We start from the raw sequence: 26,967 nt of genomic DNA on the forward strand, positions 1-26,967 counted from the left end.
CACCGGGCCGGGACGCGGGCCTACCGCGCGTGGTGGGCCGCGGCCGAGAACGTCAGCAGCTGGGCGTCGAGCAGGGTGAGGTCGCCCTGGCGGGCGGCGGAGGCGTAGGCGTTGAGCAGGGCCTTCGTCGAGCGCAGGGCGGCCGGGGAGCGGCGGAGCAGGGGCTTCGTCCACTGGCCGACGACCTTGTCCAGCTCCGTGTCGGGCACCACGCGGTGGGCCACGCCGATCCGCTCCGCCTCGGCGGCGTCGAAGATGCGCGTGGTCAGGATGAGTTCGCGGATGCGGGCGGCGCCGACCTCGGACAGCAGGCGCTGGAGGGCGCCGCCCCAGGCGGTCGGGAGGCCGAGGCCGAGCTCGGGCAGCCGGAGGCGGGTGCCCTCGGCGGCGACGCGCAGGTCGCAGTGGAGCGCCAGGCCGAGGCCGGCGCCGATGACCTTGCCGTGCAGCCGGGCGATCGTGGCCACGGGGGCGGTGGCCAGGGCCTCGCAGACGCGACGGGCCTTGCCGCCGAGCGCGTGGAGGCCGGCGCCGGTGGGGTCCTCGTCGAGGAGGGTGCCGAACTCCTCGCGCGCTCCTCCCTGGCAGAAGTCGTCCCCGGCCCCGGAGAGCACCAGGACGCGGAGGTCGGTGCTGTCGTGCACGGCGGCGAGCACGGTGAGGAGGTCGTCGAGCATGGGGACGTCGACGGCGTTGCCCGCCTCGGGACGGTTCAGCCGGACGTGGAGGACGCCGCCGTCCCGCTCGACGTGGAGGGTCTTGAGGTCACCGGCGGGGAAGGGCTGTTCGGGCACAGGGGTTCCTTGGTTCTGGGGAGCGCGGGCCTGGGGGGGGTGGAGTGGGGGTGGCGCGAGTGGGGGTGACGCGTGCGGGCGGACGGCTCAGCGCACGGCGACGGGCAGCGCGGCGAGGTACCGGAAGGCGGCGCGGGGCGAGACCCACGTCGGCGGCGCGGTGACGCGCAGCGTCGGGAAGCGGCGGAGCACGTCGCGGACGAGGACGGCGGCCTCCATCCGCGCGAGGGGCGCGCCGAGGCAGTAGTGGACGCCGCCGCCGAAGGCGAGGTGCGAGCCGCCCCGGTGGATGTCGAAGGTGCCGGGGTCGGGGTACTGGGCGGGGTCGTGGTGGGCCGCGCCGATCATGACGTGCACCATCTCGCCCCGGGCGACGGGGACGCCGGCGAGCTCGGTGTCCTCGGCGGCGATCCGGCCGTGGACGTGTACGGGGGCGTCGTAGCGCAGGCACTCCTCGACGGCCGAGGGGACGTCCTCCGGGTGTGCGCGCAGCCACGCACGCTGTTCCGGGTTCTGATCCAGCAGCCAGATCACGGTGGACAGGACGGAGGAGGTCGTCTCCAGCGCCGCCATGACGACGAACTTGGCGAGGTGGTGGACGTTCCGGTCGGCCTGTTCCCGGTCGGGCTCGATGGAGTCCCACATGCGCAGCCAGTCGGAGACGGCGTCGTCCCCGGGCCGCTCGCGGCGTGCGCGGACCACGTCGGCGATGTACTCGACGAGCCGGATGGCGGAGCGGTCGGCCTGGGCGAGCTGGCTCTTGGTGGGCACGAGTTCCTGCGGCAGGGCCTGGTCGTGCGTGAGGACGATCAGTTCGTCGTAGTCCTCGGGGGGCAGTCCCAGCCAGTGGCCGATGACGGAGACGGGCAGCCGCTCGCTCACGAGGGTGGCGAAGTCGGCTTCCCCGTGCGCCAGTTCACCCTCCAGCCGGTCGAGCAGCCGCTCGGATATGCGCTCGATCGGCTCCTGCAGGGCCTCCAGGGCCGTTCTTCCGAAATAGCCCGCGGGGACGCTGCGTTGTTGCGTATGTTCAGGGGGGTTGAGGCCGGGGAGGCTGCGACTCCACTCCACCGAGGAGGGGTTGTTCCAGCGTTCGGCCGCGTTCTCCTGGCGGTTCCGCCAGGCGGTGTCGGGGGTGAGCCACTGCCGGGAGCGCCGCAGCACCTCGTCGCACGCCTCGTAGGAGTTCGCCAGGTACCCGCCCCAGGGGGCGGGTACCACGGGTCCGAGAGCGAGCAGCTTCGTGTAGACGGACCGGGGGTCGGCCTGCCCGTTCGCGGAGCGCAGTCGGGAGATCAGCGCGGCGACGGTCCGCCGGTCGACTCGGGGGGCAAGGGCGGTTCGCTCCACGGGAGGCTCCTCGTCTGCGATGTGATCAAATTCGCGGGCGACCTACCCCCCTCTTCGAACGTTCATCCAAGCCGGTCGTGCTTTTCGAATCGTTGCCTTGCTCACACCCTGTGCGACGGGTCCGTCACTGCCTGCGCCAGGACAGGAAGGTGCTCCACCAGCTGCTCTTCGCGGGCTTCTCCGGCGGGGCGGCGGGTGCCGAGGCGGCCGTGGGGGCCACTCGAACACCGTCGCGCCAGACGGAGTTGGCGGGGCTGCCTTCCGGCCGGCTCGGCGCGAACCGGGCCGGCAGGCTCTGCAGGGCCCGGTGGAAGGCGCCCTGACGCCAGACCAGCAGGTCGGCGGGGACGGCGAGTTCGACGTCCGGGAGCCGGTTGAGCAGCTTCTCGATGGCCGTGACGGCGATGAGCTGCGCCGGGTCCTTGGCCGGGCAGGCGTGCGGGCCGGCGCCCCAGGCGAGGTGGGCCCGCTTGCTGAAGGTGTAGCGGGACGCGGACAGGGCCGGGTCGGTGTTCGCCGCGGCGAAGCTGACCATGACGAGGTCGCCGGCCTGGAGCGGCACGCCGCCCAGGTCGACGTCCCGGGTCGGGTAGTGCGCCGCGTAGTTGGCCAGCGGCGGACTGTTCCACAGCACCTCGTTGATGGCGTCCTCGACGAGGAGTCCGGCGCCGTGGTGGCCGCCGGAGTACCGCTCGTCGGCGAGCAGCAGGCGCATCGCGTTGACGATGAGGTTCTGCGTCGGTGCGGTGCCGCCGCCCAGCAGGGTGACGAGCTGGTGCACCATCTCCTCGTCGGAGAGGCCGGCGTGGTGGCGCATGAGCCAGGAGGTGACGTCCTCGTCGGGCTGCCTGCGCTTGAGGGTGACCAGGCTCAGGAGGCTCTGCGTCAGCTCGGCGTTGGCCTCCTCCGCGTTGACGCCGTCGAACATGTCCGACATCGCCGAGACCAGGCGGTCGCCGATGTCGGCCGGGCAGCCGAACAGCTCGTTGAAGACGAGGAGCGAGACCAGCTTGGCGTACTCGGCGAGCAGGTCGGCGGTGCCGCGTTCGCAGAACTGGTTGACCAGGTAGGCGGAGACGTGCTCGACGTGCCGGCTCAACCGGTGGGTGTCCACCCGGGCGAGGCTGTCCGTCACCGCCTGGCGCAGCCTCATGTGCTCGGCGCCGTCGGAGAACAGGCAGTTCGGACGGTAGGCGAGCATGGGCAGGACGGGGCTGTTGGGAGGGACCTCGCCGTCGTTGAGGGCGCGCCAGCGGCGGGAGTCGCGGGCGAAGAGGTCCGTGTTCTGGAGCACCTTCAGCGCGGCGGCGTACTCGGTGACGAGCACGGCGTCCACACCCGGGGCCAGCTCGACGTCGGCCGCCGGGCCGTACTTGCGCAGGTGCTCGTAGAACGCCTGCGGGTCGGCGGCGAACTCCGGCCCGTGCAGCGGTATCCGCCCGCCGTCGCCGCCGCCGTCGTGTGCAGGGCACCCAGGAGGGGGGTTCTGGGCGTCTGAGTGGGGGTGCATGGGGGGGGCTCCTAGCTGATGCGGGTCTGCAGGTAGCGGATGAGAACCATCAGCGAGTGCGCCGACGACTTCGGGTCCCGCGCGTCACAGGTGACGACGGGGGTCTCCGGAAGCAGGTCGAGCGCCTCGCGCAGTTCCTCGTCGGGGCGGTCCGGCGTGCCGTCGAAGCGGTTGACGGCGATCGCGTAGGGCAGCCCGTACTGCTCGACGAGGTCCATGACGGGGAAGGACTCCTCCAGTCGCTCGGGGTCCACCAGGATCAGTGCTCCCAGCGCTCCCCGGCTCATGTCCTCCCACACCTGGACGAACCGCTGCTGACCGGGGGTACCGAACAGGTACAGGACGAGCCGGTCGTTGATCGTGAGACGGCCGAAGTCCATCGCGACCGTGGTGGTGGTCTTGCCCCGGACGTCGCCCAGGTCGTCGACTCCGGCCGCCGCCTGCGTCATCGTCTCCTCGGTGCGCAGCGGAGGAATCTCGGACATCGTTCCGATGAAGGTGGTCTTGCCCACCGCGAAGTGCCCGACGACGAGGATCTTCGCCGCCGTCTGCACCGCCGAGCGCACATAGGCGCCGTCATCCAAAACGGGCCTGGAGTCCATCCAGTACCTCCTGAAGCAGCTGTCTGTCGACAAGCGTGGCGCGGGGCGCCGGAGCGCGGGTGACGAGGTATCCGCCGTCGGCGAGGTCGGAAAGCAGGATCTTCACGACGCCGACCGGCAGCCGCATGTGACCCGCGATCTCGGCGACGGAAAGGTAGCCTCCCCCGCACAACTCCAGCACCGCCCGCTTCTCCGGGGAGAGCCGGGCCATGCGCTGTTCGTGATCGGCGGAAGCGGTGACCAGGGTGATCAGGCTGAAGCGGTCGTCCTCCGGAAGAACGCGGCCATCGGTGATCACATACGGTCGGACTAATTCCGCCGCCTCCGGCTCCTGCTCGCCAGGGTCGATCATGAGAGCGGGCCGGTGTTCTCGCGCGGCGGCGTGGACATCGCCTTGCCGAGCTGTCCGACGAGCTGCTGCATCCGGAAGGTGATGTCGGCCATGTCGACGTCCGGGGCGGCCGACACGGCCAGGTAGGCCCCTTCACCGGCGGAGATGAGGAAGACCCAGCCGCCGTCGAACTCGACGAGCGTCTGACGCCACCGCAGGTGCGGGGTGCCGCAGAAGCTCGCCACCGTGCGGCTGAGGGACTGCATGCCGCTCATCGCCGCGGCGACGGTGTCCGCGTGGTCCTTGTCGACCTCGTTCGAGCGTGCCATCAGCAGGCCGTCGGCGGAGACCAGGATGGCGTGACGGGCCCCGGGTACCTCCAGGGCGCTGTCAAGCATCCACGAGATGTCGTTGTTCACTGAACGCCATGCCCTTCGCTGTTCGCGTGGCTTGGATTGCCTGGGTCGGCCGCGTCGGTGGTGGGGACCGCGCGACCGGATCGGGTACCGCGCTGGAAGGCGCCCATGATCGAGGCGGTCTCCTCCTGTGAGCGGTGGGGGGTGCCGCCGGTCTCACCGCCGGCCGGGTCCGGCACGATCGCCATGGCGCCGCGCCGACGGCGCTTGGGTAGTCCGCCGGTCGTGGTGGCGAGCGGGGCCGTCGGCTCCGGGCCGCCGGCGTGCGGGCCGGGCGCCGGTGCGGGTGCTGCTGCCACGGGCGGCTCCTTCGCTTCGGGCATGCTCGTGAGCAGGTCGTCCGGCAGGAGCACCACGGCCCGCACACCGCCGTAGGGCGAGGTGGAGTCGACGGAGACGTTGAAGCCGTACTGGGCGGCGAGCACGCCGATCACGGCGAAGCCGAACTGCGGCGGATTGCCCAGACCGGCCACGCCGGAGGACCGCTGGCCGGAGAGGAGCCCGGTGGCGCGTTCCTTCTCCTCCTCGTTCATGCCGACGCCCGCGTCGTCGATGATGATGCAGACGCCCTTCGGCACGGACCGGATGTTGATCTCGATCATCGTCTCCGGCGCCGAGTAGCTGGTCGCGTTGTCCAGCAACTCGGCCAGCGCGACCGCTATCGGCTCCACGGCACGGCTGACGATGGCGAAGCCCGTCTGCGAGCGGATCTCCACACGCTTGAAGTGACGGATACGGCCCTTCGCGCTGCGCACGACGTCGTAGACGGACGCGACGGCCCGCTGCCGGCCCAGCCAGCCGTCGCAGAGAACGGCGATGGACTGCGCTCGCCGTCCGAACTGTGAATTCATGTGGTCGATTTCCATCAGGTCCTGGAGAATCGCCGACTCCCCGTATTTGCCCTGAAGTTTGGAAATGACCAACTGCTGCTCGCCCGCGAGGCCCTGAAGCGTTCGCATGGCGGCCTTGAGTGCGCTTTTCGTTTCTTCTTCCGCCCGGAGTTTGGCGTCCTCGACCGACGCCGAGTACTGGTGCTCCAATCCGGCGTAGTGCGCCCTGAGCTCGCTCTGTTCCTTCCGCAGTCTCTTGGCGGTCCTCCTGCCTCGCACGATGGCTGTCACGGCGAGGGGAGCGCCGACGGCGAGGCCCCAGACTGCGGGGTCCTGGATGTATTGCGTCATAAGACTCTCTTCAAGCGACTGGACCGCCAGGCACTGGACGCTTGAGCAGGATCGGCGCACCGAATCCAGCGCCCGGACGGCGCCCCCTGGCCTGGAGGCATTCACTCGTCTCGCCGACGCGGCGCGCGGGGGGCGGTTGGCTTCCGGGGCCCCCTCGGGCAGGTCGACAAAGTTCGGTGATCGTATCACCCGACGGGGGGTCGGGTTGTCACAACTACGAGTCCTACACGTGTGGTTGACGGGCCGTCCGCAATGCTGGCATTTCCCCCACGCGCAGCCGTGGTCCGACACCCCCGGAGCGGATCGAGTTCACCCACCGTTTCCCGGGACTCGACGTCCGTATCCCGCGAGCGCCGCGCCCCGGACGGCGCGCAGACTCGGCGCATGACGCATTACACCGCACTGCCCATACCGGACGCGACGCTGACCGCGCTGCGCGAGCGGGACGACGCGGGCCACCGCCCCCGGCCGGTCACCGCCGACGAGGGCGGCGAGCCGCTGCGCTGCTGCCTGCGCCGGGCGCGGCCGGGCGAGCGCGTCGTGCTGCTCACCTACGCCCCGCTGCGGCGGTGGGCCGCCCGCACCGGCGCCGAACCCGGCCCGTACGACGAGCAGGGTCCCGTCTTCGTCCACGCCGAGCCCTGTCCCGGGCCGGACCCCGAGGCGGTCGGCTACCCGTTCAGCAGGCCCGGGGCGCTGCGGTGCCTGCGGCGGTACGACGCGGCCGGGCGCATCGCCGGGGGGCGCCTGCTGACGCTGCCCGAGGAGCCCCTGCCCGCCCTGGAGGCCGCCTTCGCCGAGGCGTTCGCCCTGCCCGGCACGGCGCTGGTCCACGTCCGAGCCGTCGAGTACGGGTGCTTCCACTACGCCGTCCCCCGGCCGTGACGACGACCGGGGGACGGGCGGCGGGGTACGCGGGACGCCGAGCACGGCGCGCGGCCCGCGGCGGCGACGGTCAGCGGCGGAAGGGGCCGCGCACCTCGTAGGTGACGCCGTCCGTCCCGGCGACGAAACCCGAGGCGCCGCGCTGGGAGGAGAAGTAGAGCCGGGAGCCGTCCGGGGAGAAGGCCGGCCCGGTGATCTCGGACTCCTCGTGCCCGTCCACCCGCACCACCGGCGCCACGACACCGTCGGGGGTGATGATGTTGATCTCCATGTTGCCGCCGTCCTCGGCGACGTAGAGGTCCCCGCCCGCCGTGCCGGTGACGTTGTCGACGCCGTCCAGCGTGCCGCCGTCGGCACGTGCGTCGTAGACGGTGCCGAGCGTCTCGCGGCGGGCGTCGTAGGCCCAGACCCGGCCGTCGCCCTTGGTGGTGAAGTAGCAGACGCCGTCGTGGTAGTGGCAGCCCTCGCCGCCGTCGAAGTGGCGGGCCTCGGCGACCTGGTGCCGGGTCTGCGGGCCGAAGATCCGCGCGCCGGGATCGGGGACGCGGCGCCACTCGACGGCCTTGCCGTCCGGAGTGACGCACAGGACGTCCAGCCGCCCGGCCGACAGGTCCCCCCAGCGCTCGGGGGCGAAGCGGTAGAAGCAGCCGTCCTCCTCGTCCTCGGTGAGGTAGACGACCCGCCGCTCGGGGTCGCAGGCGGCCGCCTCGTGCTTGAAGCGTCCCATCGCCGGGCGGGCGACGGCCTCGCGGCGGCCGTAGGGGTCGGTCTCGAAGACCTTGCCGCGCCAGGTCTCCTCGCAGGACAGCCAGGTCTGCCAGGGGGTGGCGCCACCCGCGCAGTTGAGGGTCGTGCCCCACAGCGTGCGGTAGGCCCGGTCGACGGAGCCGTCGGCGCGGAACCGAATCGCCGAGACCCCGCCGATGAGGGGGAGTTCGGAGTTCGACACGTAGATCCACCCGTCCCCGTCGGGGAAGCAGGCCCCGCCGTCGGGCGCGCCGTGCCACAGGATGCCGCCGACGGGCCGCCCCGAACGGGCCACCACCCGGCTGGTGAAGCCCTGCGGCAGGGCGACACCGTTGCGGTCGGGCGGCAGCAGGGGGCCGTAGGGTCCGGCGCCCGGGACGGCCGCGGCGGACGCCGTCGCGGCGCCCTGCCACAGGGCGCCCGACACGGCGACGGCGCCCGCTCCGGCGGAGGCGGCACGGAGGAAGACACGACGCTGCATAAGTTACTCCCCAGTCAGACCGATGCGGTGCCACCGTGCCGCAGGGATCTTGCTCCGTACAGGGGGGTTGCGGCGAAAGCCCGGTGAACGCCGTGCGACGACCGGTCAGCCGGTGGGCGTGCCGAACCAGGTGCGCAGGCGGCCCTCCAACTCCCCCTGCCGCGTGCCGACCCACGCCACGTGCCCGTCGGGCCGCAAGAGCGCGGCGGGCACCTCGGTGGCCGGTCCGGCGGCACCGCACCCGGGGACGGTTCCGTCGAAGTCGTCGGCCCGGTCGACGCGGTCCGCCCAGCCGGCCGCGGAGAGCCGACCGGTCCCGTCGAGCAGCAGCCCGCGGCCGCCGCGCAGTCGCTCGTAGAGGCGCCCCCGCCCCAGCGGCACGTCCCGCATCCGCCGACCGACCAGCGGGTGCTCCTGCCCCAGGTCGTACCGGATGCCGATCGCCGCGATCTTCTCGACGAGGTGGCGGTTGACCTCCTCGATGTCCATCAGCTCCGAGAAGAGCCGACGCACCGCCTGCGCCCCCGGTCCCGGGGCGAGCAACTCGCTCTGCGCACGGGTGTTGTCCAGCACGTCGGCGGCGACCGGGCGGCGCTCGGCCGCGTAGCTGTCCAGCAGCCCCCGCGGTGCCCGTCCGGCCACCTCGGCCGCCAGCTTCCAGCCGAGGTTGAACGCGTCCTGGACGCCGAGGTTGAGGCCCTGCCCGCCCATCGGCGGGTGCACGTGCGCGGCGTCGCCGGCCAGCAGCACCCGGCCCACCCGGTACCGCTCGGCGAGCCGGGTGGCGTCACCGAACCGGGTCAGAAAGCGCGGCGTGTGCACGCCGAAGTCCGTCCCGGCGAGCTCCCGCAGGCGCCGCGTGAACTCCTCCAGGGTCGGCGCCACGGTCCGGTCCTCGGTCACCTCGGCCGTGCGCAGGACGAAGCGGAACACGCCCTCCGCGTGCGGGGCGGGCCCGCACATCAGGCGGGTCGTGCCCAGCTTCGCCACCGCGGCGGTCAGCTCGTCCGCGGGGACGGCCGCCTCCAGCTCGCCCAGCAGCCACTGCGCGCGGGCGGGCTCGCCGGGGAAGCCGACGCCGAGCAGCCCGCGCACCGTGCTGCGTCCGCCGTCGCAACCGACCAGGTGGCTCGCTCGCAGCCGGGTGCCGTCCGCGAGCTCGGCGGTCACCCCGTCCTCGTCCTGCGCGAGCCCGGCCAGGGCGTGGCCCCGCCGGATCTCGGCGCCGAGCCCGGTGGCGTGTTCGGTCAGCAGCCGCTCGGTGACGGTCTGCGGGATGCCGAGGAGGTAGGCGTGCGCGGAGTCCAGCCCCGCCGGCTGCGGCTTCGCGATGCCCGCGAACACACCGCCGACGGGGTACCGCCGGCCGTGCGCGAGGAACCGCTCCAGCAGGCCGCGCTGGTCCATCACCTCGATGCTGCGCATGTGCAGGCCGAGCGCGCGGACCTGGCGGGTCGGCTCCGCGTCCTTCTCCAGCACGAGCACCCGCACCCCGTGCAGCCGCAGTTCGGCGGCGAGCATCAGCCCGGTCGGCCCGGCGCCGACCACGATCACGTCCGGCATGAATCCCCCTGATGAGAAAAGCGGGTTCGGCCACCCCGACGACAGAACACGCCAAAGCATGCGGAAGGGCCGATTCCCGTGGTTTCCGGTGTCGGCTGGAGATTCTGCGCCACACTGGGGGCCTTGCCGCAAGGCCCCCAGTGCGCTATACGTTGAGCATGGCAAGGAGAGCGGAAAGCCTCCTTGCTTTTTTCGTGTGCGGGCCCTCGTCGTGTGCGGGCCCTCGTCGTGTGCGGGCCCTCGTCGTGCGCGGACGCGCCCGCAGGGCGTCAGGGCGTGACGACGATCTTCCCGTGGGTGTGGCCGGCCTGGTTCAGCGCGAAGGCCTCGGCCAGCCGGTCGAGGGGGAACACCTCGGCCACCGGAACGGTCAGCCGCCCCTCGTCGGCCAGCGCGGCGAGGGCGCTGAGGTCCGCCCGGCTGGGCCGCACCCACATCCACTGCCCGCCCCGCTCCAGGACGGCGGGGTCGGCGACGGAGGCGTGCCGGCCGCCCTCGGCGAGGGCGCCCACGGTCGCGTCGACGACACCGCCGACGAAGTCGGCGACGACGTCGGCGCCCTGCGGAGCGATCGCGCGGACCCGCTCGACCAGCCCTTCGCCGTAGGCGACGGGCTCGGCCCCCAGCTCCCGCAGCCGGTCGTGGTTGGTCGGTGAGGCCGTGCCGATGACCCGGGCGCCGAGGGTCCGGGCGATCTGCACGGCGAGCGACCCCACACCGCCGGCCGCGTTGTGGATCAGGACCGTGTCGCCCTCCCCGGTACCGAGGCGGACGAGCGTCTGGTAGGCGGTGAGCCCGGCCAGCGGCAGCCCCGCCGACTGCTCCCAGGACAGGGCGGCCGGCCGGGGCGCCAGGCAGCGCACGGGGACGGAGACGTACTCCGCGAAGGTGCCGCCGTGCACGTGGTCCTTGCGGGCGTAGGCGATCACCTCGTCGCCGACCGCGCACTCGGGGACGTCGATGCCGACCTGCTCGACGACGCCGGCGACGTCCCACCCGGGAACGACGGGGAAGACCGTGTCGATCATGTCCTTCAGCCCCCCGGACATGATCTTCCAGTCGACCGGGTTGACCGCCGCGCAGCGCACCCGCACGAGCACCTCCCCGGGGGCCACCCTGGGCAGGGGTCGCCGCGTCCCGGACAGGACCTCGGTGCCGCCGAACCGGTCGTAGGTCATCGCCCGCATCGTGGGGCCGTCGGTGTCCTCGCTCATCCTCACGCCTTCCGTAGCGATCCGTTCCGTCTCGGTTTGCCGTATCCCCACAGGTCAAACACGCCGGGCCGACCGGGATGCGGACGCGTCCCGCCTCCGGTGGGCCGCGGACGGTAGGGTGCGGGCATGTTCGCGCAGACCCGCACCGACTGGTGGTGGCCCGCTCATCCGGCGGCCACCTGACTGCGCGTATCCCTGACCAGACGCGAAGGCCGCCCGAGGGGCGGCCTTCGCGCGTTGACGGCACAGGTCGCTTCCTCCTCCGGGCACGGAAGGAAGAAGACCGATGGTGATCGAGAGACTGCTCGACGAACCCGACGGGCACGCCCGCCCCTTCGCGCTGCTGCGCCGCAGGACGCCGGGGCTGGAGCGGGACGTGGTGGAGGTGCTCGTCGGGGACGTCCGGGAGATCGAGCGGCTGGCCGAGATCCCCGACGACGGCCTCGGCGCGCTGGCGCTCGTCCCGTTCCGGCAGCTCCGGGAGCGCGGGTTCAGCGTCGCCGACGACGGGACGCCGCTCAGCGTGCTGGTGCCCCGCGAGCGGCACGAGGTGCCCGTCGCGGCGGCGATGGCGGCGCTGCCCGCCCACCCGGTGCGCGTGCGGGACGGGGCGTTCGACGTGGACGACGCCGCCTACGAGGAGGTGGTGCGGCGCGTCGTGCGGGACGAGATCGGGGAGGGCGAGGGGGCCAACTTCGTCGTGCGGCGGACGTTCGAGGGCTTCGTCGAGCCGGTCCACGACCGCTCCGGCGACGGCTCCCCGGGCGCCGGGTACGGGCCTCGGGACGCGCTGGCCCTGTTCCGCCGGCTGCTGGCCGGCGAGCGCGGCGCGTACTGGACGTTCGTCGTGCACACCGGGGAGCGGACGCTGGTCGGGGCCAGCCCCGAGGCGCACGTGCGGATGAGCGGCGGCACGGTGGTGATGAACCCGATCAGCGGCACCTACCGGTACCCGGCCGGAGGGCCGTGCGTCGGGGGGCTGCTGGAGTTCCTGGCGGACGGCAAGGAGACGGCGGAGCTGTCGATGGTCGTCGACGAGGAGCTCAAGATGATGTGCACGGTCGGCGACATGGGCGGGGTCGTCGTCGGGCCCCGGCTCAAGGAGATGGCCCATCTGGCGCACACCGAGTACGAGTTGCGCGGACGCAGCACGCTGGACGCCCGGGAGGTGCTGCGCGGGACGATGTTCGCGGCGACCGTCACCGGCAGCCCGCTGGAGAACGCCTGCCGGGTGATCCGGCGCTACGAGAACGGCGGCCGACGCTACTACGCGGGGGCGCTGGCGCTGCTGGGGCGGGACGCGGGCGGGGCCCAGACGCTGGACTCCCCCATCCTCATCCGCACGGCCGAGATCGACGCGGCGAGCGGCCGGCTGCGGGTGCCGGTGGGCGCCACGCTCGTCCGCGACTCCGATCCCGCGGGCGAGGTCGCCGAGACGCACGCGAAGGCCGCCGGGGTGCTGACGGCGCTCGGGGTCCGGGCCGCACGCCCGCGCCGGGAGGGCCCGGAGGTCCGCCTGGCCGACGATCCGCGCGTGCGGGCGGCACTGGCGCGGCGGCGGGCGGACCTCGCCCCGTTCTGGCTGCGGATGCGGACCGAGGACGAGCGCGGTCCGCTGCGCGGCACGGCGCTGGTGATCGACGCGGAGGACACGTTCACCTCGATGCTGGCCCACCTGCTGCGCTCCACGGGCCTGGACGTCGCGGTGCGGCGGTTCGACGAGCCGGGGGTGCGGGAGGCCGCCCTCGGGCACCGGGGCCCGGTCGTCCTCGGACCCGGTCCGGGCGACCCGTCGGACCCCGGACACGCGAAGATGCGCTTCCTGCGCTCCCTCGCCGGCGAGCTGCTGCGCGGGCACCCGCACGGCGTGCTCGGGGTGTGCCTGGGCCAGGAGCTGCTCGCGGCGGAGCTGGGGCTGGAGCTGGTCCGCAGGGACGTGCCGACGCAGGGGGCACAGGAGCGCGTCGAGCTGTTCGGCCGGTCCCGCACGGTCGGCTTCTACAACTCCTTCACCGCCCGCTGCGACGCCTCCGCGGCCGAGCGGCTGGCGCTGGACGGCGTCGAGCTGAGCCGGGACCCGCGCACCGGCGACGTGCACGCGCTGCGCGGCCCGGGTTTCGCCGGGGTGCAGTTCCACCCGGAGTCGGTGCTCACGCTGGAGGGCTCGGCGATCGTCGCCGAACTGCTGGCGTCGGTGCGGGTGTAGGCGCGGGCGGGGAGCGGCTGACGGCCGCGCGTCCGGTGCGGCACCGCGCCGGACGCGCGTCGGCACCGCGCCGGAGGCGTGCGGCTCAGCCGAAGAAGACCTCGTTCTCGGCGTACCGGCTGCGGTCGACCGTCTTGGGGGCGGCGACGGCGTCGGCGAGGCGGACGCGGGTCACCTCCGTGCCCCGCAGGGCGACCATCCGCCCCCAGGCCCGGTCGTGGACGGCGTCGATGGCGTGCAGCCCGAAGCGGGTGGCGAGCCAGCGGTCGAAGGGCGTGGGGGTGCCGCCGCGCTGGATGTGTCCGAGCACGGTGGCGCGGGCCTCGTGACCGGTGCGGCGTTCGATCTCCCGGCCCAGCCACTCGCCGATGCCGGACAGGCCGCCGAGCCGGACGGTGGTGTCGGCGGGCCGGGCGTTGTCGGCGACGACGACGATGGGGGCGTAGCTCGCCCCGAAGCGGGAGGTGACCCAGGAGCAGACCCGCTCCAGGTCGAAGGGGTACTCGGGGATGAGCACCCCGTTGGCGCCCCCGGCGAGGCCGGCGTAGGTGGCGATCCAGCCGCTCTCGCGGCCCATCACCTCCACCACCAGCACCCGCTTGTGGGACTCGGCCGTGGTGTGCAGGCGGTCGATGGTCTCCGTGGCGACGGTGACGGCGGTGTCGAAGCCGACGGTGTAGTCCGTCCGGGAGACGTCGTTGTCGATGGTCTTCGGGACGCCGACGCACGGCAGCCCGTGCTCGTCGGCGAGGGAGGCGGCCGCGCCGAGGGTGTGGATGCCGCCGATCACGATGAGCCCGTCCAGCCCCCGGGACTCCAGGGTCGCCCGCACCCGGGCGGGGCCGTCGGCCTGGGCGAGGGGGTCGGTGCGCGAGGAGCCGAGGATGGTGCCGCCGCGCGGCAGGGTGCCGCGCACGTCCGTGATGCCCAGCTCCGCCGCGTCGTCGACGAGCACGCCGCGCCAGCCGTCCCGGAACCCGACGAAGGTGTCGCCGTGGTCCTGGACGCCCTTGCGCACGACGGCCCGGATGACCGCGTTGAGTCCGGGGCAGTCGCTTCCCCCGGTGAGCAGTCCGACGCGCATGGCGTGCTCCCTTCCGTGATGGTGACGCGACGTCACGTTACCGGGTGCTCACGCGTCGTCGAGTCCGGTTTCGATGGCGTAGCGGACCAGCTCCACCCGGTTGTGGAGCTGGAGCTTGCCGAGGGTGTTCTGCACGTGGTTCTGCACGGTGCGGTGGCTGATCACCAGACGTTCGGCGATCTGCTTGTACGACAGGCCCTTGGCGACCAGCCGCAGCACCTCGGTCTCCCGCTCCGTGAGGTGCGGGGTCTCGGGGCCGTTCGCCTCCCGCGCGGTCGCGCCCGCGTTCCCCGCGCCGGCCTCCCCCGCCAGCCGCCGGTACTCGCCGAGGACCAGACCGGCCAGGCCGGGAGTGAAGACGGGGTCGCCGACGGCGGTGCGCCGGACCGCCTCGATCAGCTCCTCGGGGCCGGCGGACTTGACCAGGTACCCGGTCGCGCCGGACTTGACGGCCTCCAGCACGTCGGCGTGCTCGCCGCTCGCCGACAGCACGAGGACCCGCGGCGCCGAGCCCTCCCCCACCAGCCGCCGGCAGACCTCCACACCCGGCAGTCCGGGCAGGTTGAGGTCGAGCACGAGGACGTCGGGCCGTACCGCCTCGGCCCGGCGGACGGCCTGCGGGCCGTCCCCGGCGGTCGCGACGACGTCGAACCCGGCCGCCGCGAGGTCGCGGGCGACGGCGTCGCGCCACATCGGATGGTCGTCGACGACCATCACCCGCACGGGTGCTGCGGCCGTCCCGCTCGGGGCGTCAGTCATCTTTCGGCACCTTCAGCTCAACTTCCGTCCCCTGTCCGGGGATCGTGAGGACCTCCGCACTGCCGCCCAGCTCCCGCAGCCGTCCCCGGATCGAGAGTGACACACCCATCCGGCCCTCCGCCTCGGCCGCCGCCAGCCGTCCGGCGGGAATGCCGGGGCCGTCGTCGCGGACGGTCACGAGGACCGCGTCCGGCTCGTCCTCCAGCAGGACCCACGCCCGCGCCCCCGCCCCCGCGTGCCGCCGGACGTTGTCCAGGGCCGCGGCGACGGCTGCGGCGACGGCCCGCGCGGTCCGCGGGGGCAGCGGCACCGGGGCTCCCGGCTCGGCCAGGGTGACCCGGTGGCCCGCGAGCGGGGCGAGCAGCGACCGGAGGTCGACCGACCCGCCGTCCGGTGCCGGACCGGAGCGGGCCTGCGGGCTCCGCCGGGGCCCGGGTACCGACCCCGCGGACGGCTCGGCCGACCGGGGGCCCGGGCCACCGGAGACGAGGGAGCGCAGCGCCACCTCCTGCTCACCGGCCAGCCGGCCCAGCTCCGCCGCCTCACCGCCGAGTGCGGAGCCCCGGCGCTGCACCATGGCCAGGACCTGGAGCACGCCGTCGTGGATGTCCCGGGCCAGCCGCTCCCGTTCCCGGGTCGCCGCCTCGATGCGCAGCGCCTCGGCGAGTGTGCGCTCGGAGACGCGGGCCACCTCGACGACGTAGCCGATGCCGATGCTGGCGACGGTGACGAGCAGGATGTTGTGGACCGTGTCCCGCGACAGGTCCCCCCGCTCCACGACGTTGGCCGCGCCGATGATCAGGGAGGCCCCCGTCGCCCAGCGCCAGCCGCCCTTGATCGCGAACGCCAGCACCGCGCCCGCCACCCACACGGAGGGCAACGTCGGCCCCACGGCGTCCCGCGTGTCGGCCAGCGGCGTGATGAGGACGCCGGTCAGGGCGACGGCCAGGTCGGCGACGAGGAAGCGCGGCGTGCAGCGCTCGGCCGAGGAGACGTGGCCGAGGGTCGCCAGCGTCCACAGCGCGAGCACGGCCAGGTAGACGGCGCCGGGCAGCGGGCGGGCGTAGGCGTCGCTGTTCCAGCTGAAGACGGCGATGGCGTAGGCGCTGGTCAGCACCCGGTACCCGGCGAGCGCCCGCCACAGCGGGGCCTCGACCGACATCCCGCCGGCGACGCGCGGGGACCACCACGGCCGCCCGCGCCCGCGCGCGGTCCGGGCGTCCGCCGCTCCCCCCGCTTCCGGGGGCGTGCGCCCCCCGCCCCGTGCTTCCGTACCCGTCATCGGTCCCCCCGCGTGACGTCAGGCCGCGTGGCCGCCCTGCTCCGTGTCGCCCGGCCCGCCCTTCCCGGCGGGCCGGTCCGCGTGGCGCGCGGCCTCCTTGGCCGCCGCCTTCGCGGCCTTCTCCTCCTCCGCCTCCCGCTTGGCGGCCTCGGCGATCTGGCGCTTGGCGGCCGTGGCGTACATGTCCACGTACTCCTGGCCGGAGAGCTTCATGATCTCGTACATGACCTCGTCGGTCAGCGAGCGCTGGATGAAGCGGTCCCCCTCCATCCCCTGGTAGCGGCTGAAGTCCAGCGGCTTTCCGATGCGGATGCCCGGCCGCATGAGCTTGGGCACGACCTTGCCGGGCGGCTGGATCTTCTCCGTGTCGATCATGGCCACCGGGATCACCGGAGCCCCGGTGGCGAGCGCGATGCGCGCCAGCCCGCCGGGCTTGCCCCGGTACAGCCGCCCGTCGGGGGACCGGGTGCCCTCGGGGTAGATGCCGAAGAGGCCGCCGCCCTCCAGGACCTCCACACCGCTCCGGATCGCCGCCTCGGCCGCGCCGCGCGCGCCGGACCGGTCCACCGGGAGCTGACCGACGCCCTTGAAGAACGCGGCCGTCAACCGTCCCTTGATCCCGGGGGTGGTGAAGTACTCCGCCTTGGCCACGAAGGTGACCTTGCGGTCCAGCACGGCGGGCAGGAAGAAGGAGTCCGAGAAGGACAGGTGGTTGCTGGCGAGGATCGCCGGGCCCTCGGCCGGGACATGCTCAAGGCCCTCCACCCAGGGGCGGAAGGCAAGCTTCAGCGACCCTCCGATGGAGACCTTCATCGCTCCGTACAACAACCCGGGAACCTCCTGTGTCGACGTCCAGCACCTTATCCCGCCCCGGAGCGCCGTCCGCCGGGCGTACCGGACTACCCGGTGCCGGTACGTGCGCGTAGGGTGGCAGGACCCCTCAAGGCTCCACGTGTGCCCCGAATGGAGAACCACCGTGCCGTTGCTTCCCGGGTGCGAGCCGATGCGTCACGACGGCTCCGACGAGATCGGCGTCCTCATCAGCCACGGTTTCACCGGCGCCCCGCAGTCCGTACGCCCCTGGGGGCAGTACCTCGCCGACCGGGGGCTGAGCGTGAGCGTCCCGCTGCTGCCGGGGCACGGCACCCGCTGGGAGGACCTGGCCGTCACCGGCTGGCAGGACTGGTACGCGGCGCTCGACCACGAGCTGCGCCTGCTGCGGCGCCGCTGCCGCCAGGTCTTCGTCGGCGGCCTCTCCATGGGCGGTGCGCTGGCCCTGCGCCTGGCGGCCCGGCACGGCGACGCGATCAGCGGCATCGCCGTCGTCAACCCCGGCATGACGTTCCCCCGCCTCCAGGGCCACGCCCTGCCGGTCCTGCGCCACCTCGTGCGCTCGGCGCCGGGCATCACCAGCGACATCCGCAAGGAGGGGCCCGAGGAGATCGGCTACACCCGGGTGCCGCTGCACGCCGCGCACTCCCTGCGCACCCTCTTCCGGCTGACGCGGGGCGAGCTGCCGCAGGTCACCCAGCCGCTGCTGGTGATGCACAGCCGGGTGGACCACGTCGTGCCGCCTTCGGACTCGGCGCTGATCCTGCGCTCCGTCTCGTCCACCGATGTGACGGAGACCGTGTTGGAGAACAGCTACCACGTCGCCACACTGGACCACGACGCGGAGCGCATATTCGCCGACTCCCACGCATTCATCACCCGCCTGGCAGCGAGGAAGACCGCACGTGACGGAACGTGAGCAGGGCCCCGGCGAGGGCCGGGAGCCGCTGGACGAGGACGCCGCCTGGGCGCAGATCGTCGCCGGTTACGGAGCCGAGCCGCCGGATCCGCCGGGCGTCTGGGCGAGGGCCGAGGCCAAGGACGGGTCCGAGCGGTCCGCCGACACACCGGGCCCGGCCGCCGGGGAGGGCGGGGACGCCGCAGACCCCGGGGAGGCGAGGAGCACCGGTGACGGCGGTGACTCCGGGCAGGCCGGTGCGGCGGCCCAGGACGCGCCCGACGGTACGGCCGACGACACCGCCGGCACCGGGCGCGCCGGGGGCTCCGCCCGGGGCGACCTGCCGGAGCGCAGCATCACCGTCTACTCGGCGGGCAACGGTCCCCGGGACTGGGTGGCGCCCGAGCGCGAGGAGGACGACCACTTCGTCCCCCCGGAGCCGCCACCGCTCCCCCCGGCGGACACGACGACGAAGTTCGCCTGGCTGGCCGTGCTGGGCGGCCCCGCGCTGCTGCTGGCGGCCGTCCTGTTCGGCTGGGACATGACGTGGTGGATGTCCATGCTGGGCATCGGCGGCTTCCTCGGGGGCTTCGGCACACTCGTCATGCGCATGCGTGACGGCCGCGAGGACGACGACTGGGACGACCCGGGCCGGGGCGCGGTCGTCTGACGTCACCGCAGGCGCAGCGCCGCCAGCACCGGACGGTGGTCGGACGCGGCGCGCAGCGCCTGCGGGGTGACGCCCGGGAGGCCGACGGGGACACCGCAGCCGAGCACCTCCACGTCGGCGTCGGCGAAGACGGCGTCGATCCGCTGGTGCGGCCGGGCGGCGTCGGAGGTGTACTCCTCCCCCCACGGCCGGGCCTCCCAGCCGTCCCGCAGCCGCTCGCCGAGCCGCCGGAAGACGGCGCCGTCCGGTCGTTCGTTGAGGTCACCGGCCACGACGACGGGCCCCGGCATGGCGGCCACCCGGTCCAGCAGCGCGGTGGCCTGCCCGGCCCGCTCCCACGCGGCGAGGCTCAGGTGGCAGCTGACCACCGACAGCCGCGCCCGCTCGCCGAAGCGCAGCACCGCCGTGGCCAGGCCGCGCCGGTGCAGCCCGGGGGTGCGGGGCAACAGCACGTCCTCGGCGCTCTCCACCGTCGCGCGCAGGGAGGAGAGGATCATCGGCCCGCACGCCGTCGCTCCCCCGGTGACGTGGACCAGGCCGGTCCCGCGGGCCAGCCGGGACGCGTGCTTGCGCCAGCGGAAGAAGCGCGGGGCCTCCTGGACGCAGACGACGTCGGGAGCGCAGGCCCGGATGACCCGGGCCAGCGCCCCCTCGTCGTCCCGCAGGGAACGGATGTTGTAGCTGAGCAGACGGACGACGGCCGAGCCGTCGGCATCGGTACGGGATGCGGGCAGGTCCGCGAGCGGCTGCGTCATGCCCCTCACCGTACGACGAGGCGTGACGGGCCGTCAGCCGCGCCCTGCCGGGCCGTGCGTCAGCCCTGCCGGGCCAGGTCGGCCGCGCCGACCAGGCCCGCCCTCCCGCCCAGCTGCGCCGCCAGCACCTGCGCCTGCGGCCGCCACTGGGCGCCGACCAGCCAGCGGCGGTAGGACTTGCGGATCGGATCCAGCACGAGCTCGCCCTCGTCCGAGACGCCGCCGCCGACGATGAACGCGCCGGGGTCGAAGAGGGTCGCCAGGTCGGCCAGCCCGGCACCCGCCCAGCGGGCCAGCTCCCGGAAGGAGTCGATCGCCACCGGGCAGCCCTCCCGGGCCGCCTGGCTGATGTGCTTGCCCTGGACCCCGCCGGGCGTACCGTCGCCCAGGCCGAGCAGGATTCCGGCGTTCTCGGGGGTGGCCGCGGCGCGCTGCCGGGCGTACCGGACGAGGGCGCTGCCGGAGGCGTACTGCTCCCAGCAGCCCTGGTTGCCGCAGCCGCACAGCAGGCCGTCCGGCACCATGCGGATGTGCCCGAACTCGGCGGCCACGCCGAACCGGCCGCGGTGCAGCCTGCCGCCGATGACGATGCCGCCGCCGAGGCCGGTGCCGAGCGTGATGCACACGACGTCGTCGTGGCCCTTCCCGGCGCCGAACCGGTACTCGCCCCAGGCCGCCGCGTTGGCGTCGTTCTCGATGACGACGGGCAGGCCGACGCGCTGCTCCACCCTGTCCTTCAGCGGCTCGTGCCGCCAGGTCAGGTTGGGGGTGAAGAGCACCGTCGCCCGCTTGTCGTCGACGTAGCCGGGGGCGCCGATGCCGACGGCGTCCACCGGGTGCTCCGCGCTGGCCGTGCGCACCACGTCGGCGATGCCGTCGATCACGCCGTCGAGCGTCTGCGGGGTCGGTACCGTGCTGGTCTCGAGAATGTTCCCGGCCTCGTCGACGACACCGGCCGCGACTTTGGTACCGCCGATGTCGACGCCAATGGTGAGTCCCATATGTCCCTCAGCTTTAGGTGGAGCCCCGCTGAACCCAACGTTACCGGAGCGCCCGGGACCTGGGCGCCCACCGACCGCGGTGCGGGCACCCCGCACGGGGTGCGCGGGCGGACGGGGGCCGGAGGCGGAAGAAGTCAGTCCAGATCGATGTGCTCGGTGCCCGGCGGCTCGTCACGGCGGTCGTCACGGCGGTCGTCACCGGGGTCGGCCTCCGGGGCGGCGGGGGCGCGGTCCGTGCCGTCCGGGCGGCGGGACCAGCGCTGCTCCGCGTCCGTCACCGCCGAGCGGTACGCGGCCAGCAGCTCACCGCCCGCGGCCGACAGGTGCTCGAAGACCTGCGGGTTCCGCTCGACGACGGGCTCCACGGCCGCCCGGGCGCTCTCGACGAACTGCCGCGCCCACCGCTCGCCCTGGCCCACCGCGCCGAACGCCTGCCCGGCCAGCGGCGCCGCGACGTCCGCGATCCGGTCGGCGACGGACTCCGCGAGGCGGCGCAGCTCCTCCGCCGCGCTGCCCGGTCGCGGACCGTACTTCTCGCGGCGGCGGGCCTGTTCGGCCGCCAGGTCCTCGGCGCACGCACCCGCCCAGGCGTCGGCCTCGGGCTCGCGTTCGGTGGCGTCACTCATCGCGGCCTCCTGCGGCAGGTCTCGGTCACGGGCGCACCCGGGTTCCGGGGCGCCCGGAACGTTCGGACTTCCGACAGTACCGGTCACCGCTCGCGCGGCCACAGTGCGGGGTCGGGGCGGAAGCGGACCGCGAGTTCCCCGTCCGCGAGGCGCGCTCCGGCCACGGCGCAGCGGGTGAGGGCTCCGTCCAGCGGAAGGGCTCGGCGGTACGGGCCGATCGTGACGATCACCTCGTCGCCGCGCCGTACCAGGTCGAGCCGCTCCCGGACGGCGCCCGGCAGCGGGAGCCGCCACACCAGCTCGCCCTCGGTGTCCCTGCGGTCCTCCACGCGCGGCACCGGACGGGGCGCGGGCGCCGGCGCGGGAGCGGGCACGCCGAGCGCGGCCAACTCCTGCGGCGTGCGCGGCGCGCGGGGGCTCCAGGGGAGCTCGCGCAGCGGCACCGGGCCCAGAACGGTGCGCAGTTCGCCGACGGCCTCCCGCTGCCCGCCGCCCAGCGCGGCCAGGAACGGGTCGGGGGACGCGGCGGGCAGCATCCGGTTGACCGTGACGGCGTCCAGCGGGACGCCGTGGAGCGCGAGCCCGGCCCGCGCCTCGGCGACGACGGCGGGCATCCCGGCCTCGGCGCCCACCACCAGCTGGACCGACGTGCCGGGAGCCGCCAGCACCTCCCGGGTTCCGGCCAGCGCGTCCTGCCAGCGGGCGGCGGTCTCGTAGAGCCGGTCGGCGGGCGCGGGGACGCCCGCGAGCTGGGCGAGCACCGGACGCAGGGCCCGGGCCGCCTGCCGCTGCGGCGGCAGCAGGCGGTGCAGATAGCGGGCGAGCTGCTCGGGCAGGGCCAGCTGCGCGAGGGCCTCCCCGACGGGCGGCAGGTCGGCGACGAGGACGTCCCCGTCGCCACCGGCGCCCTCCGCGCTCGGGGTCCCGACCGCGTCGTGCAGGGCCCGGAGGGTGTGCAGGAGGGTGAAGGCCGCGGCGCCGGGCGGTTCGGTCAGTTCGTCCTCCTCCAGCGCCGTCGCACCCAGGAAGTCCAGTGCGGCCCTGCCCCGGCTCTGGAGGTCCAGCGCCGCCGAGCGGAACGTCCGCGCCACGTCGAGCCGCACGTGGCGCAGTCCGTCGACGGCGTGCAGCGCCTCGGGGAGCGGCTCGGGGCCGACCAGCACCGCGCGACGGCCCTCGCGTGCGGCGGCGAGCGCCGTGGCCGCCGCCACCGTGCTCCGCCCGGCCCCGCCGGTGCCGGTGACGAGGACCGTGCGTCGCACGTCAGCCCTGGTCGGCCCGGCCGGCGCCGGACTCGACGCGCTGCTTCAGGCCCTCCAGGGCTCGGTCGATGATGACCTTCTCGGCCTTGCGCTTGATCATGCCGAGCATGGGGATCTTGACGTCCACGGTCAGCTGGTAGGTGACCTCGGTGCGGTCGGGGCCGGCCGACGCCAGCCGGTAGGAGCCGTCGAGCGCGCGCAGCATCTGCGAGGTGACCAGCGACCAGCTGACCTCGTGCGCGGAGTGCCAGGTGTAGGCGAGGGTGTGCTCGTCGCGGATGGCGCCGGCGTCCAGCAGCAGCCGCACCCGCTCGGCGCGGCCTTCGGCGTCGGCGGAGAGCACCTCGGCCTCCTTGACCTCCCCCGTCCATTCCGGGTAGCGGGCGAAGTCGGCGATCACGCCCATCACTTCGGCCGGTGCCGCGTCGACGGTGATGCTCGACCTGGTGTGTTCCGCCATCGCTGTGGTCCTCCGCGTGACCCGTTCGAACTGCTGGAGCCGGTGCCGGTGCAGGCTATCGCGCGCCGGGGACGGGCACGTCACCACTCCAGGACGAAGGGCTCGCCGGTGGCGTTGAAGTGGCCGACGTTGACGCACTCGGTGGCGCCGATCCGCATGCGTCGGGCCAGTGGCTGGTGGACGTGGCCGAAGAGGGCGTAGCGGGGCCGCAGCGTGTGGATGGCCTCCAGGAGGGCGCGGCTGCCGTGCTCGAAGCGGCGGGCGACCGTGTCGTAGCACAGCTCGGGGACGTCGGGCGGGATGTGCGAGCACAGCACGTCCACCGGGCCGAGGGCGGCGACCTTGGCGGCGAACGTCTCGGGGTCCAGCTCGTAGGGGGTCCGCATCGGGGTGCGCAGCCCGCCGCCGACGAAGCCCACGGTGAGGCCGCCGATCTCCACGGTCTCACCGTCCACGACGGTGGTGCCCTCCCCGGCGTACTCCGGCCACAGCCGGGGGACGTCCACGTTCCCGTAGGTCGCGAACGTGGGGGTGGGCAGGGCGGCGAAGAGTTCGGCGTACTGACGGCGCACGGCGGCCTCGATCGCGGCCGCCCGGTCCGTGTCGCCCCACAGCTCCCGGGCGTAGGCGCGGGCCTCGACGTAGCGGCGCTCGGTGCGCAGCGCCACGTAGCGGCCCGCGGCCTCGGCGCCGAACAGCTCCGGGAAGATCCCCCGGCTGTGGTCGGCGTAGTCGAGGAAGAGGACGAGGTCGCCGAGGCAGAGCGTGACGTCCGCCCCGTCGCCCGCCCGGGCGAGGGCCTCGGCGTTGCCGTGCACGTCGCTGACCACGTGAACCCGCGTACGTCGCATGGCCCAACCTTACGGAAGCCGCCTCGCTATGCCCCGGCCCGTGCGGGGCGGGGCCCGGGCCGGCGCGCGAGGCCCGCTGTGCCGGGTGGGCCGGGTGTAGGGGGGTTACTACCGGTTTAGCGGCTTCGTGGACTAGGGTCGGTGGGCGGTCAGCCGCTCCGAGCCCGCCCGGCTCGGCCGGTGTGACACAGGGAACATCTGCCACCCAGCCCTGTACCGGTACCCGTACCGATGGGTAACGTCCGGGCCGTCCCGCACGCGAGACTCCTCCCGGTCTCGCCGCAACGGCAACACCCCGGCGCCGACGAGGAGCAGCAGTCTTGCGTGAGTTCAGCCTTCCGGCCCTGTACGAGGTCCCCGCGGACGGCAACCTGACGGATCTGGTCCGGCGGAACGCCGCGCGGTACCCGGACCTCGCCGTGATGGCCCGCAAGGACCCACGCGACCCGGCCCGCTGGGTGGACGTCTCGGCGACGGAGTTCCTCGCCGAGGTGGAGGCCGCCGCCAAGGGACTGGTCGCGGCGGGCGTCGCCGCGGGCGACCGGGTCGCCCTGATGTCGCGCACCCGCTACGAGTGGACGCTGCTGGACTTCGCGATCTGGTGCGCCGGCGCGGTGACGGTGCCGGTCTACGAGACCAGCTCCCCCGAGCAGACGGCCTGGATCCTGGGTGACTCGGGCGCCGTGGCCGTCCTCGTGGAGAGCCCGGAGCACGCCAAGGCGGTCGAGGCGCTGCGCGACCGGCTGCCGGAGCTGCGGGACGTGTGGACGATCGACGACGGTGCCGTCGGCGAGCTGACCGAGCGCGGCACGGCCGCCGGCGTCACCGAGGGGGCGCTCGCCGAACGCGGTGCGGCCACCCGCGCCGACTCCCCCGCGACGATCGTCTACACCTCGGGCACCACGGGCCGGCCCAAGGGCTGCGTGCTGACGCACCGGGCGTTCTTCGCCGAGTGCGGCAACATCGTCGAGCGGCTGAAACCGCTCTTCCGCCCCGGCGAGGGCTCCGTCCTGCTCTTCCTGCCGACCGCGCACGTCTTCGGGCGCATGGTGCAGAACGCCGCCGTCATGGCGCCCATCCGGCTCGGGCTGGTGTCGGACATCAAGACGCTCACCGACGAGCTGGCCTCCTTCCGGCCGACGATCGTGCTCGGCGTGCCCCGCGTCTTCGAGAAGGTCTACAACTCCGCGCGGGCCAAGGCCGAGGCCGACGGCAAGGGAAAGATCTTCGACAAGGCGGCGGCCACCGCCATCGCCTACAGCGAGGCCCTGGAAGCACCGGGCGGCCCCTCGCTGGGGCTCAGGCTGAAGCACAAGGTCTTCGACCGGCTCGTCTACGCCAAGCTCCGCGCCGTCCTCGGCGGCCGCGCCACGCACGCCATCTCCGGCGGCGCCCCCCTGGGCGCCCGGCTCGGCCACTTCTACCGGGGCATCGGCTTCACCGTGCTGGAGGGCTACGGGCTCACGGAGTCCTGCGCGGCGACGGCGTTCAACCCGTGGGACCGGCAGAAGATCGGCACCGTCGGCCAGCCGCTGCCCGGCAGCGTCGTGCGGATCGCCGACGACGGCGAGGTCATGCTCCACGGCGACCACCTGTTCTCCGGCTACTGGAACAACGAGTCGGCCACGGCCGAGGTGCTGTCCGAGGGCTGGTTCCACACCGGTGACATCGGCACCCTCGACGAGGACGGCTACCTGTCGATCACCGGCCGCAAGAAGGAGATCCTGGTGACGGCGGGCGGCAAGAACGTCGCCCCCGCCGTCATCGAGGACCGCATCCGGGCGCACGCGCTGGTGGCCGAGTGCATGGTCGTCGGCGACGGACGGCCCTACGTGGCCGCACTCGTCACCCTCGACGAGGAGTTCCTGCCCCGCTGGGCGGAGGAGCACGGCAAGAGCGGGCTGGGCCACCAGGACCTGCTGGCCGACCCGGAGCTGCTGGCGGCCGTCCAGCAGGCCGTGGACGACGGCAACGCGGCGGTGTCGCGGGCGGAGTCCATCCGCAGGTTCCGCATCCTGCCCGCGCAGTTCACCGAGGAGTCGGGGCACATCACGCCCTCCCTCAAACTCAAGCGCAACGTCGTCGCCAAGGACTTCGCGCACGAGATCGAGGCGCTCTACACCTGACGCGTCCCCACCCCTGGGCCCGGACGCCCGCCACCCGGCTCCGGCGGGCGTCCGTCGGCCGTCCAGGCCAGCAGGGCGTCCGCCTCCCAGGTGTTGACGACGCGCTCGGTGGGGACGCCGCACTCCACCGCCCGCAGGCAGCCGTTCCCCTGCCAGTCGAGCTGGCCGGGCGCGTGGGCGTCGGTGTCGACGGCGAACAGCACCCCCGCGTCCACGGCCTGCCGCAGCAGCCGTCGGGGCGGGTCGAGCCGCTCGGGACGGCAGTTGATCTCGACCGCCGTGCCGCCGGCGGCGCAGGCGGCGAAGACGGCCTCCGGGTCGAACGTGGACTCCGGGCGGCCACGACGACCGCTGAGCAGTCGTCCCGTGCAGTGGCCCAGGACGTCCACCAGGGGGTTCTCCACGGCGGCCACCATGCGGCGGGTCATCGCGGGCGCGGGCATCCGCAGCTCGGAGTGGACGGAGGCGACGACGACGTCGAGCCGGTCGAGCAGCTCCTCCTCCTGGTCCAGCGAGCCGTCGCCCAGGATGTCGCACTCGATGCCCGTCAGCAGCCGGAAGGGGGCCAGCTCCTCGTTGAGCGCGGCCACGACGTCCAGCTGCTCGCGCAGCCGCTGCGGTGACAGTCCCCGGGCCACCGTCAGCCGTGGCGAGTGGTCGGTGAGCACGGCCCAGCGGTGCCCGAGGTCGGCCGCCGTGCGCGCCATGACGTCGATGGGGCTGCCGCCGTCGGACCAGTCGGAGTGCGTGTGGCAGTCGCCGATCAGGGCCGCGCGCAGGGCCCGCGCGGGCTCGGGCAGCTCCGGCGGGCCGGGCTCCTCCTCCAGCCGCGCCAGGTAGCCGGGCACGTCCCCGGCGAGCGCCTCCCGCACGACCCGGGCCGTGGTCTCCCCCACCCCGTGCAGGTCCGTCAGCGAGCCGTCCCCCGCCCGCCGTGCGACCTCCTCCGGCGGGAGGGCGGCCAACACGCCCGAGGCCCTGCGGAAGGCCCGGACCCGGTACGTGGGCTCCTGGGCCCGCTCCAGCAGGTACGCGATCCGGTCCAGCGCCGCGACGGGGTCCATGGGAGTCCAGCGTCGTCC

The 26,967-nt window shown here is 74.0% G+C and carries 26 protein-coding genes; 5 read left to right on the forward strand and 21 right to left on the reverse strand.

From position 1 onward, the window contains the following. Positions 1 to 20 precede the first annotated feature (20 nt). From IF129_RS01625 to IF129_RS01655, 7 genes are all read right to left on the reverse strand, one after another. The gene (locus IF129_RS01625) at positions 21 to 794 is read right to left on the reverse strand and encodes an enoyl-CoA hydratase/isomerase family protein (RefSeq protein WP_191207566.1); all 774 of its coding nucleotides are present in this window, start codon (positions 792 to 794) and stop codon (positions 21 to 23) included. Positions 795 to 881: 87 nt separating this feature from the next. Then, on the reverse strand, positions 882 to 2,144 hold the full coding sequence (locus IF129_RS01630; RefSeq protein WP_191207567.1) for a cytochrome P450: 1,263 nt from the start codon (positions 2,142 to 2,144) through the stop codon (positions 882 to 884). Positions 2,145 to 2,268: 124 nt separating this feature from the next. Next, complete coding sequence (locus IF129_RS01635; protein WP_191207568.1) at positions 2,269 to 3,654, reverse strand: cytochrome P450; 1,386 nt, start codon at positions 3,652 to 3,654, stop codon at positions 2,269 to 2,271. Between the two features lie 11 nt (positions 3,655 to 3,665). Continuing rightward, positions 3,666 to 4,256, reverse strand: coding sequence for a GTP-binding protein (locus tag IF129_RS01640; protein WP_191207569.1), 591 nt, complete (start codon positions 4,254 to 4,256; stop codon positions 3,666 to 3,668). After that, positions 4,231 to 4,608 (reverse strand): DUF742 domain-containing protein, encoded by a 378-nt coding sequence (locus IF129_RS01645; protein ID WP_191207570.1) that lies wholly within the window; start codon positions 4,606 to 4,608, stop codon positions 4,231 to 4,233. Before IF129_RS01645 ends, IF129_RS01640 begins: the two co-directional genes overlap by 26 nt. Continuing rightward, positions 4,605 to 5,006 (reverse strand): roadblock/LC7 domain-containing protein, encoded by a 402-nt coding sequence (locus IF129_RS01650; protein WP_191207571.1) that lies wholly within the window; start codon positions 5,004 to 5,006, stop codon positions 4,605 to 4,607. The genes IF129_RS01645 and IF129_RS01650 overlap by 4 nt, the downstream gene beginning before the upstream one ends. Then, entirely contained in the window at positions 5,003 to 6,184 is a 1,182-nt protein-coding gene (locus IF129_RS01655) for a sensor histidine kinase (RefSeq protein WP_191207572.1), read from the reverse strand. Before IF129_RS01655 ends, IF129_RS01650 begins: the two co-directional genes overlap by 4 nt. 384 nt (positions 6,185 to 6,568) lie before the next feature. Between IF129_RS01655 and IF129_RS01660 the strand changes: the two genes are divergently transcribed. Then, a complete protein-coding gene (locus tag IF129_RS01660) occupies positions 6,569 to 7,069 on the forward strand; it encodes a DUF1203 domain-containing protein (RefSeq protein WP_191207573.1) in 501 nt (166 codons plus the stop codon). Positions 7,070 to 7,139: 70 nt separating this feature from the next. Here the strand turns inward: IF129_RS01660 and IF129_RS01665 are convergent, their stop codons facing one another. The 3 genes from IF129_RS01665 to IF129_RS01675 form a co-directional block, all read right to left on the reverse strand. Then, positions 7,140 to 8,297 carry an alkaline phosphatase PhoX gene (locus IF129_RS01665; protein ID WP_191207574.1) on the reverse strand — a complete coding sequence of 386 codons (1,158 nt, stop codon included), beginning with the start codon at positions 8,295 to 8,297 and terminating at the stop codon, positions 7,140 to 7,142. A gap of 105 nt (positions 8,298 to 8,402) precedes the next feature. Continuing rightward, a complete protein-coding gene (locus tag IF129_RS01670; protein ID WP_191207575.1) occupies positions 8,403 to 9,860 on the reverse strand; it encodes an FAD-dependent monooxygenase in 1,458 nt (485 codons plus the stop codon). Between the two features lie 269 nt (positions 9,861 to 10,129). Next, positions 10,130 to 11,047 (reverse strand): NADP-dependent oxidoreductase, encoded by a 918-nt coding sequence (locus tag IF129_RS01675; protein WP_191208222.1) that lies wholly within the window; start codon positions 11,045 to 11,047, stop codon positions 10,130 to 10,132. 313 nt (positions 11,048 to 11,360) lie between these two features. Between IF129_RS01675 and IF129_RS01680 the strand changes: the two genes are divergently transcribed. Continuing rightward, a complete protein-coding gene (locus tag IF129_RS01680) occupies positions 11,361 to 13,280 on the forward strand; it encodes an anthranilate synthase family protein (protein WP_191207576.1) in 1,920 nt (639 codons plus the stop codon). A gap of 85 nt (positions 13,281 to 13,365) precedes the next feature. Here IF129_RS01680 and IF129_RS01685 read toward each other — a convergent pair whose 3' ends face one another. The 4 genes from IF129_RS01685 to IF129_RS01700 all read right to left on the reverse strand — a co-directional run bounded on the left by IF129_RS01685 (position 13,366) and on the right by IF129_RS01700 (position 17,233). After that, the gene (locus IF129_RS01685; RefSeq protein WP_191207577.1) at positions 13,366 to 14,364 is read right to left on the reverse strand and encodes an ATP-dependent 6-phosphofructokinase; all 999 of its coding nucleotides are present in this window, start codon (positions 14,362 to 14,364) and stop codon (positions 13,366 to 13,368) included. Positions 14,365 to 14,412: 48 nt separating this feature from the next. After that, the gene (locus IF129_RS01690; RefSeq protein ID WP_191207578.1) at positions 14,413 to 15,123 is read right to left on the reverse strand and encodes a response regulator; all 711 of its coding nucleotides are present in this window, start codon (positions 15,121 to 15,123) and stop codon (positions 14,413 to 14,415) included. Continuing rightward, entirely contained in the window at positions 15,116 to 16,285 is a 1,170-nt protein-coding gene (macS, locus tag IF129_RS01695; protein ID WP_191207579.1) for a MacS family sensor histidine kinase, read from the reverse strand. Before macS ends, IF129_RS01690 begins: the two co-directional genes overlap by 8 nt. 138 nt (positions 16,286 to 16,423) lie before the next feature. Further along, entirely contained in the window at positions 16,424 to 17,233 is an 810-nt protein-coding gene (locus IF129_RS01700; RefSeq protein ID WP_191207580.1) for a lysophospholipid acyltransferase family protein, read from the reverse strand. 148 nt (positions 17,234 to 17,381) lie between these two features. Here IF129_RS01700 and IF129_RS01705 point away from each other — a divergent pair, with 148 nt between their 5' ends. After that, complete coding sequence (locus IF129_RS01705; RefSeq protein WP_191207581.1) at positions 17,382 to 18,155, forward strand: alpha/beta hydrolase; 774 nt, start codon at positions 17,382 to 17,384, stop codon at positions 18,153 to 18,155. After that, positions 18,142 to 18,804: a hypothetical protein gene (locus IF129_RS01710; RefSeq protein ID WP_191207582.1), complete on the forward strand. Its 663-nt coding sequence runs from the start codon at positions 18,142 to 18,144 to the stop codon at positions 18,802 to 18,804. The genes IF129_RS01705 and IF129_RS01710 overlap by 14 nt, the downstream gene beginning before the upstream one ends. Positions 18,805 to 18,806: 2 nt before the next feature. Here the strand turns inward: IF129_RS01710 and IF129_RS01715 are convergent, their stop codons facing one another. The 6 genes from IF129_RS01715 to IF129_RS01740 form a co-directional block, all read right to left on the reverse strand. Further along, a complete protein-coding gene (locus IF129_RS01715; RefSeq protein WP_191207583.1) occupies positions 18,807 to 19,559 on the reverse strand; it encodes an endonuclease/exonuclease/phosphatase family protein in 753 nt (250 codons plus the stop codon). Positions 19,560 to 19,618: 59 nt separating this feature from the next. After that, complete coding sequence (locus IF129_RS01720; RefSeq protein WP_191207584.1) at positions 19,619 to 20,560, reverse strand: ROK family glucokinase; 942 nt, start codon at positions 20,558 to 20,560, stop codon at positions 19,619 to 19,621. 134 nt (positions 20,561 to 20,694) lie between these two features. Beyond that, positions 20,695 to 21,186, reverse strand: coding sequence for a DUF5304 domain-containing protein (locus IF129_RS01725; RefSeq protein ID WP_191207585.1), 492 nt, complete (start codon positions 21,184 to 21,186; stop codon positions 20,695 to 20,697). Between the two features lie 83 nt (positions 21,187 to 21,269). Further along, entirely contained in the window at positions 21,270 to 22,448 is a 1,179-nt protein-coding gene (locus IF129_RS01730) for an ArsA family ATPase (RefSeq protein WP_191207586.1), read from the reverse strand. 1 nt (position 22,449) lies between these two features. Further along, on the reverse strand, positions 22,450 to 22,908 hold the full coding sequence (locus tag IF129_RS01735; protein WP_191207587.1) for an SRPBCC family protein: 459 nt from the start codon (positions 22,906 to 22,908) through the stop codon (positions 22,450 to 22,452). Between the two features lie 80 nt (positions 22,909 to 22,988). Next, positions 22,989 to 23,759 (reverse strand): metallophosphoesterase family protein, encoded by a 771-nt coding sequence (locus IF129_RS01740; RefSeq protein ID WP_191207588.1) that lies wholly within the window; start codon positions 23,757 to 23,759, stop codon positions 22,989 to 22,991. Between the two features lie 320 nt (positions 23,760 to 24,079). Here IF129_RS01740 and IF129_RS01745 point away from each other — a divergent pair, with 320 nt between their 5' ends. Then, positions 24,080 to 25,885: an AMP-dependent synthetase/ligase gene (locus tag IF129_RS01745; protein ID WP_191207589.1), complete on the forward strand. Its 1,806-nt coding sequence runs from the start codon at positions 24,080 to 24,082 to the stop codon at positions 25,883 to 25,885. Here IF129_RS01745 and IF129_RS01750 read toward each other — a convergent pair. Continuing rightward, positions 25,876 to 26,949: a PHP domain-containing protein gene (locus IF129_RS01750; protein WP_191207590.1), complete on the reverse strand. Its 1,074-nt coding sequence runs from the start codon at positions 26,947 to 26,949 to the stop codon at positions 25,876 to 25,878. The two genes, IF129_RS01745 and IF129_RS01750, sit on opposite strands and share 10 nt — an antisense overlap. Positions 26,950 to 26,967: the final 18 nt, after the last annotated feature.

This window comes from Streptomyces chumphonensis, from assembly GCF_014779715.1.
Lineage (GTDB): Bacteria > Actinomycetota > Actinomycetes > Streptomycetales > Streptomycetaceae > Streptomyces > Streptomyces chumphonensis.

Coding starts and splice junctions, on each gene's coding strand:
- IF129_RS01670 (WP_191207575.1), bottom strand. CDS start 9,860: ATGCCGGACGTGATCGTGGTCGGCGCCGGGCCGACCGGGCTGATGCTC.
- IF129_RS01655 (WP_191207572.1), bottom strand. CDS start 6,184: ATGACGCAATACATCCAGGACCCCGCAGTCTGGGGCCTCGCCGTCGGC.
- IF129_RS01725 (WP_191207585.1), bottom strand. CDS start 21,186: ATGAGTGACGCCACCGAACGCGAGCCCGAGGCCGACGCCTGGGCGGGT.
- IF129_RS01680 (WP_191207576.1), top strand. CDS start 11,361: ATGGTGATCGAGAGACTGCTCGACGAACCCGACGGGCACGCCCGCCCC.
- IF129_RS01640 (WP_191207569.1), bottom strand. CDS start 4,256: ATGGACTCCAGGCCCGTTTTGGATGACGGCGCCTATGTGCGCTCGGCG.
- IF129_RS01750 (WP_191207590.1), bottom strand. CDS start 26,949: ATGGACCCCGTCGCGGCGCTGGACCGGATCGCGTACCTGCTGGAGCGG.
- IF129_RS01735 (WP_191207587.1), bottom strand. CDS start 22,908: ATGGCGGAACACACCAGGTCGAGCATCACCGTCGACGCGGCACCGGCC.
- IF129_RS01665 (WP_191207574.1), bottom strand. CDS start 8,297: ATGCAGCGTCGTGTCTTCCTCCGTGCCGCCTCCGCCGGAGCGGGCGCC.
- IF129_RS01690 (WP_191207578.1), bottom strand. CDS start 15,123: ATGACTGACGCCCCGAGCGGGACGGCCGCAGCACCCGTGCGGGTGATG.
- IF129_RS01635 (WP_191207568.1), bottom strand. CDS start 3,654: ATGCACCCCCACTCAGACGCCCAGAACCCCCCTCCTGGGTGCCCTGCA.
- IF129_RS01715 (WP_191207583.1), bottom strand. CDS start 19,559: ATGACGCAGCCGCTCGCGGACCTGCCCGCATCCCGTACCGATGCCGAC.
- IF129_RS01660 (WP_191207573.1), top strand. CDS start 6,569: ATGACGCATTACACCGCACTGCCCATACCGGACGCGACGCTGACCGCG.
- IF129_RS01645 (WP_191207570.1), bottom strand. CDS start 4,608: ATGATCGACCCTGGCGAGCAGGAGCCGGAGGCGGCGGAATTAGTCCGA.
- IF129_RS01685 (WP_191207577.1), bottom strand. CDS start 14,364: ATGCGCGTCGGACTGCTCACCGGGGGAAGCGACTGCCCCGGACTCAAC.
- macS (WP_191207579.1), bottom strand. CDS start 16,285: ATGTCGGTCGAGGCCCCGCTGTGGCGGGCGCTCGCCGGGTACCGGGTG.
- IF129_RS01720 (WP_191207584.1), bottom strand. CDS start 20,560: ATGGGACTCACCATTGGCGTCGACATCGGCGGTACCAAAGTCGCGGCC.
- IF129_RS01675 (WP_191208222.1), bottom strand. CDS start 11,047: ATGCGGGCGATGACCTACGACCGGTTCGGCGGCACCGAGGTCCTGTCC.
- IF129_RS01740 (WP_191207588.1), bottom strand. CDS start 23,759: ATGCGACGTACGCGGGTTCACGTGGTCAGCGACGTGCACGGCAACGCC.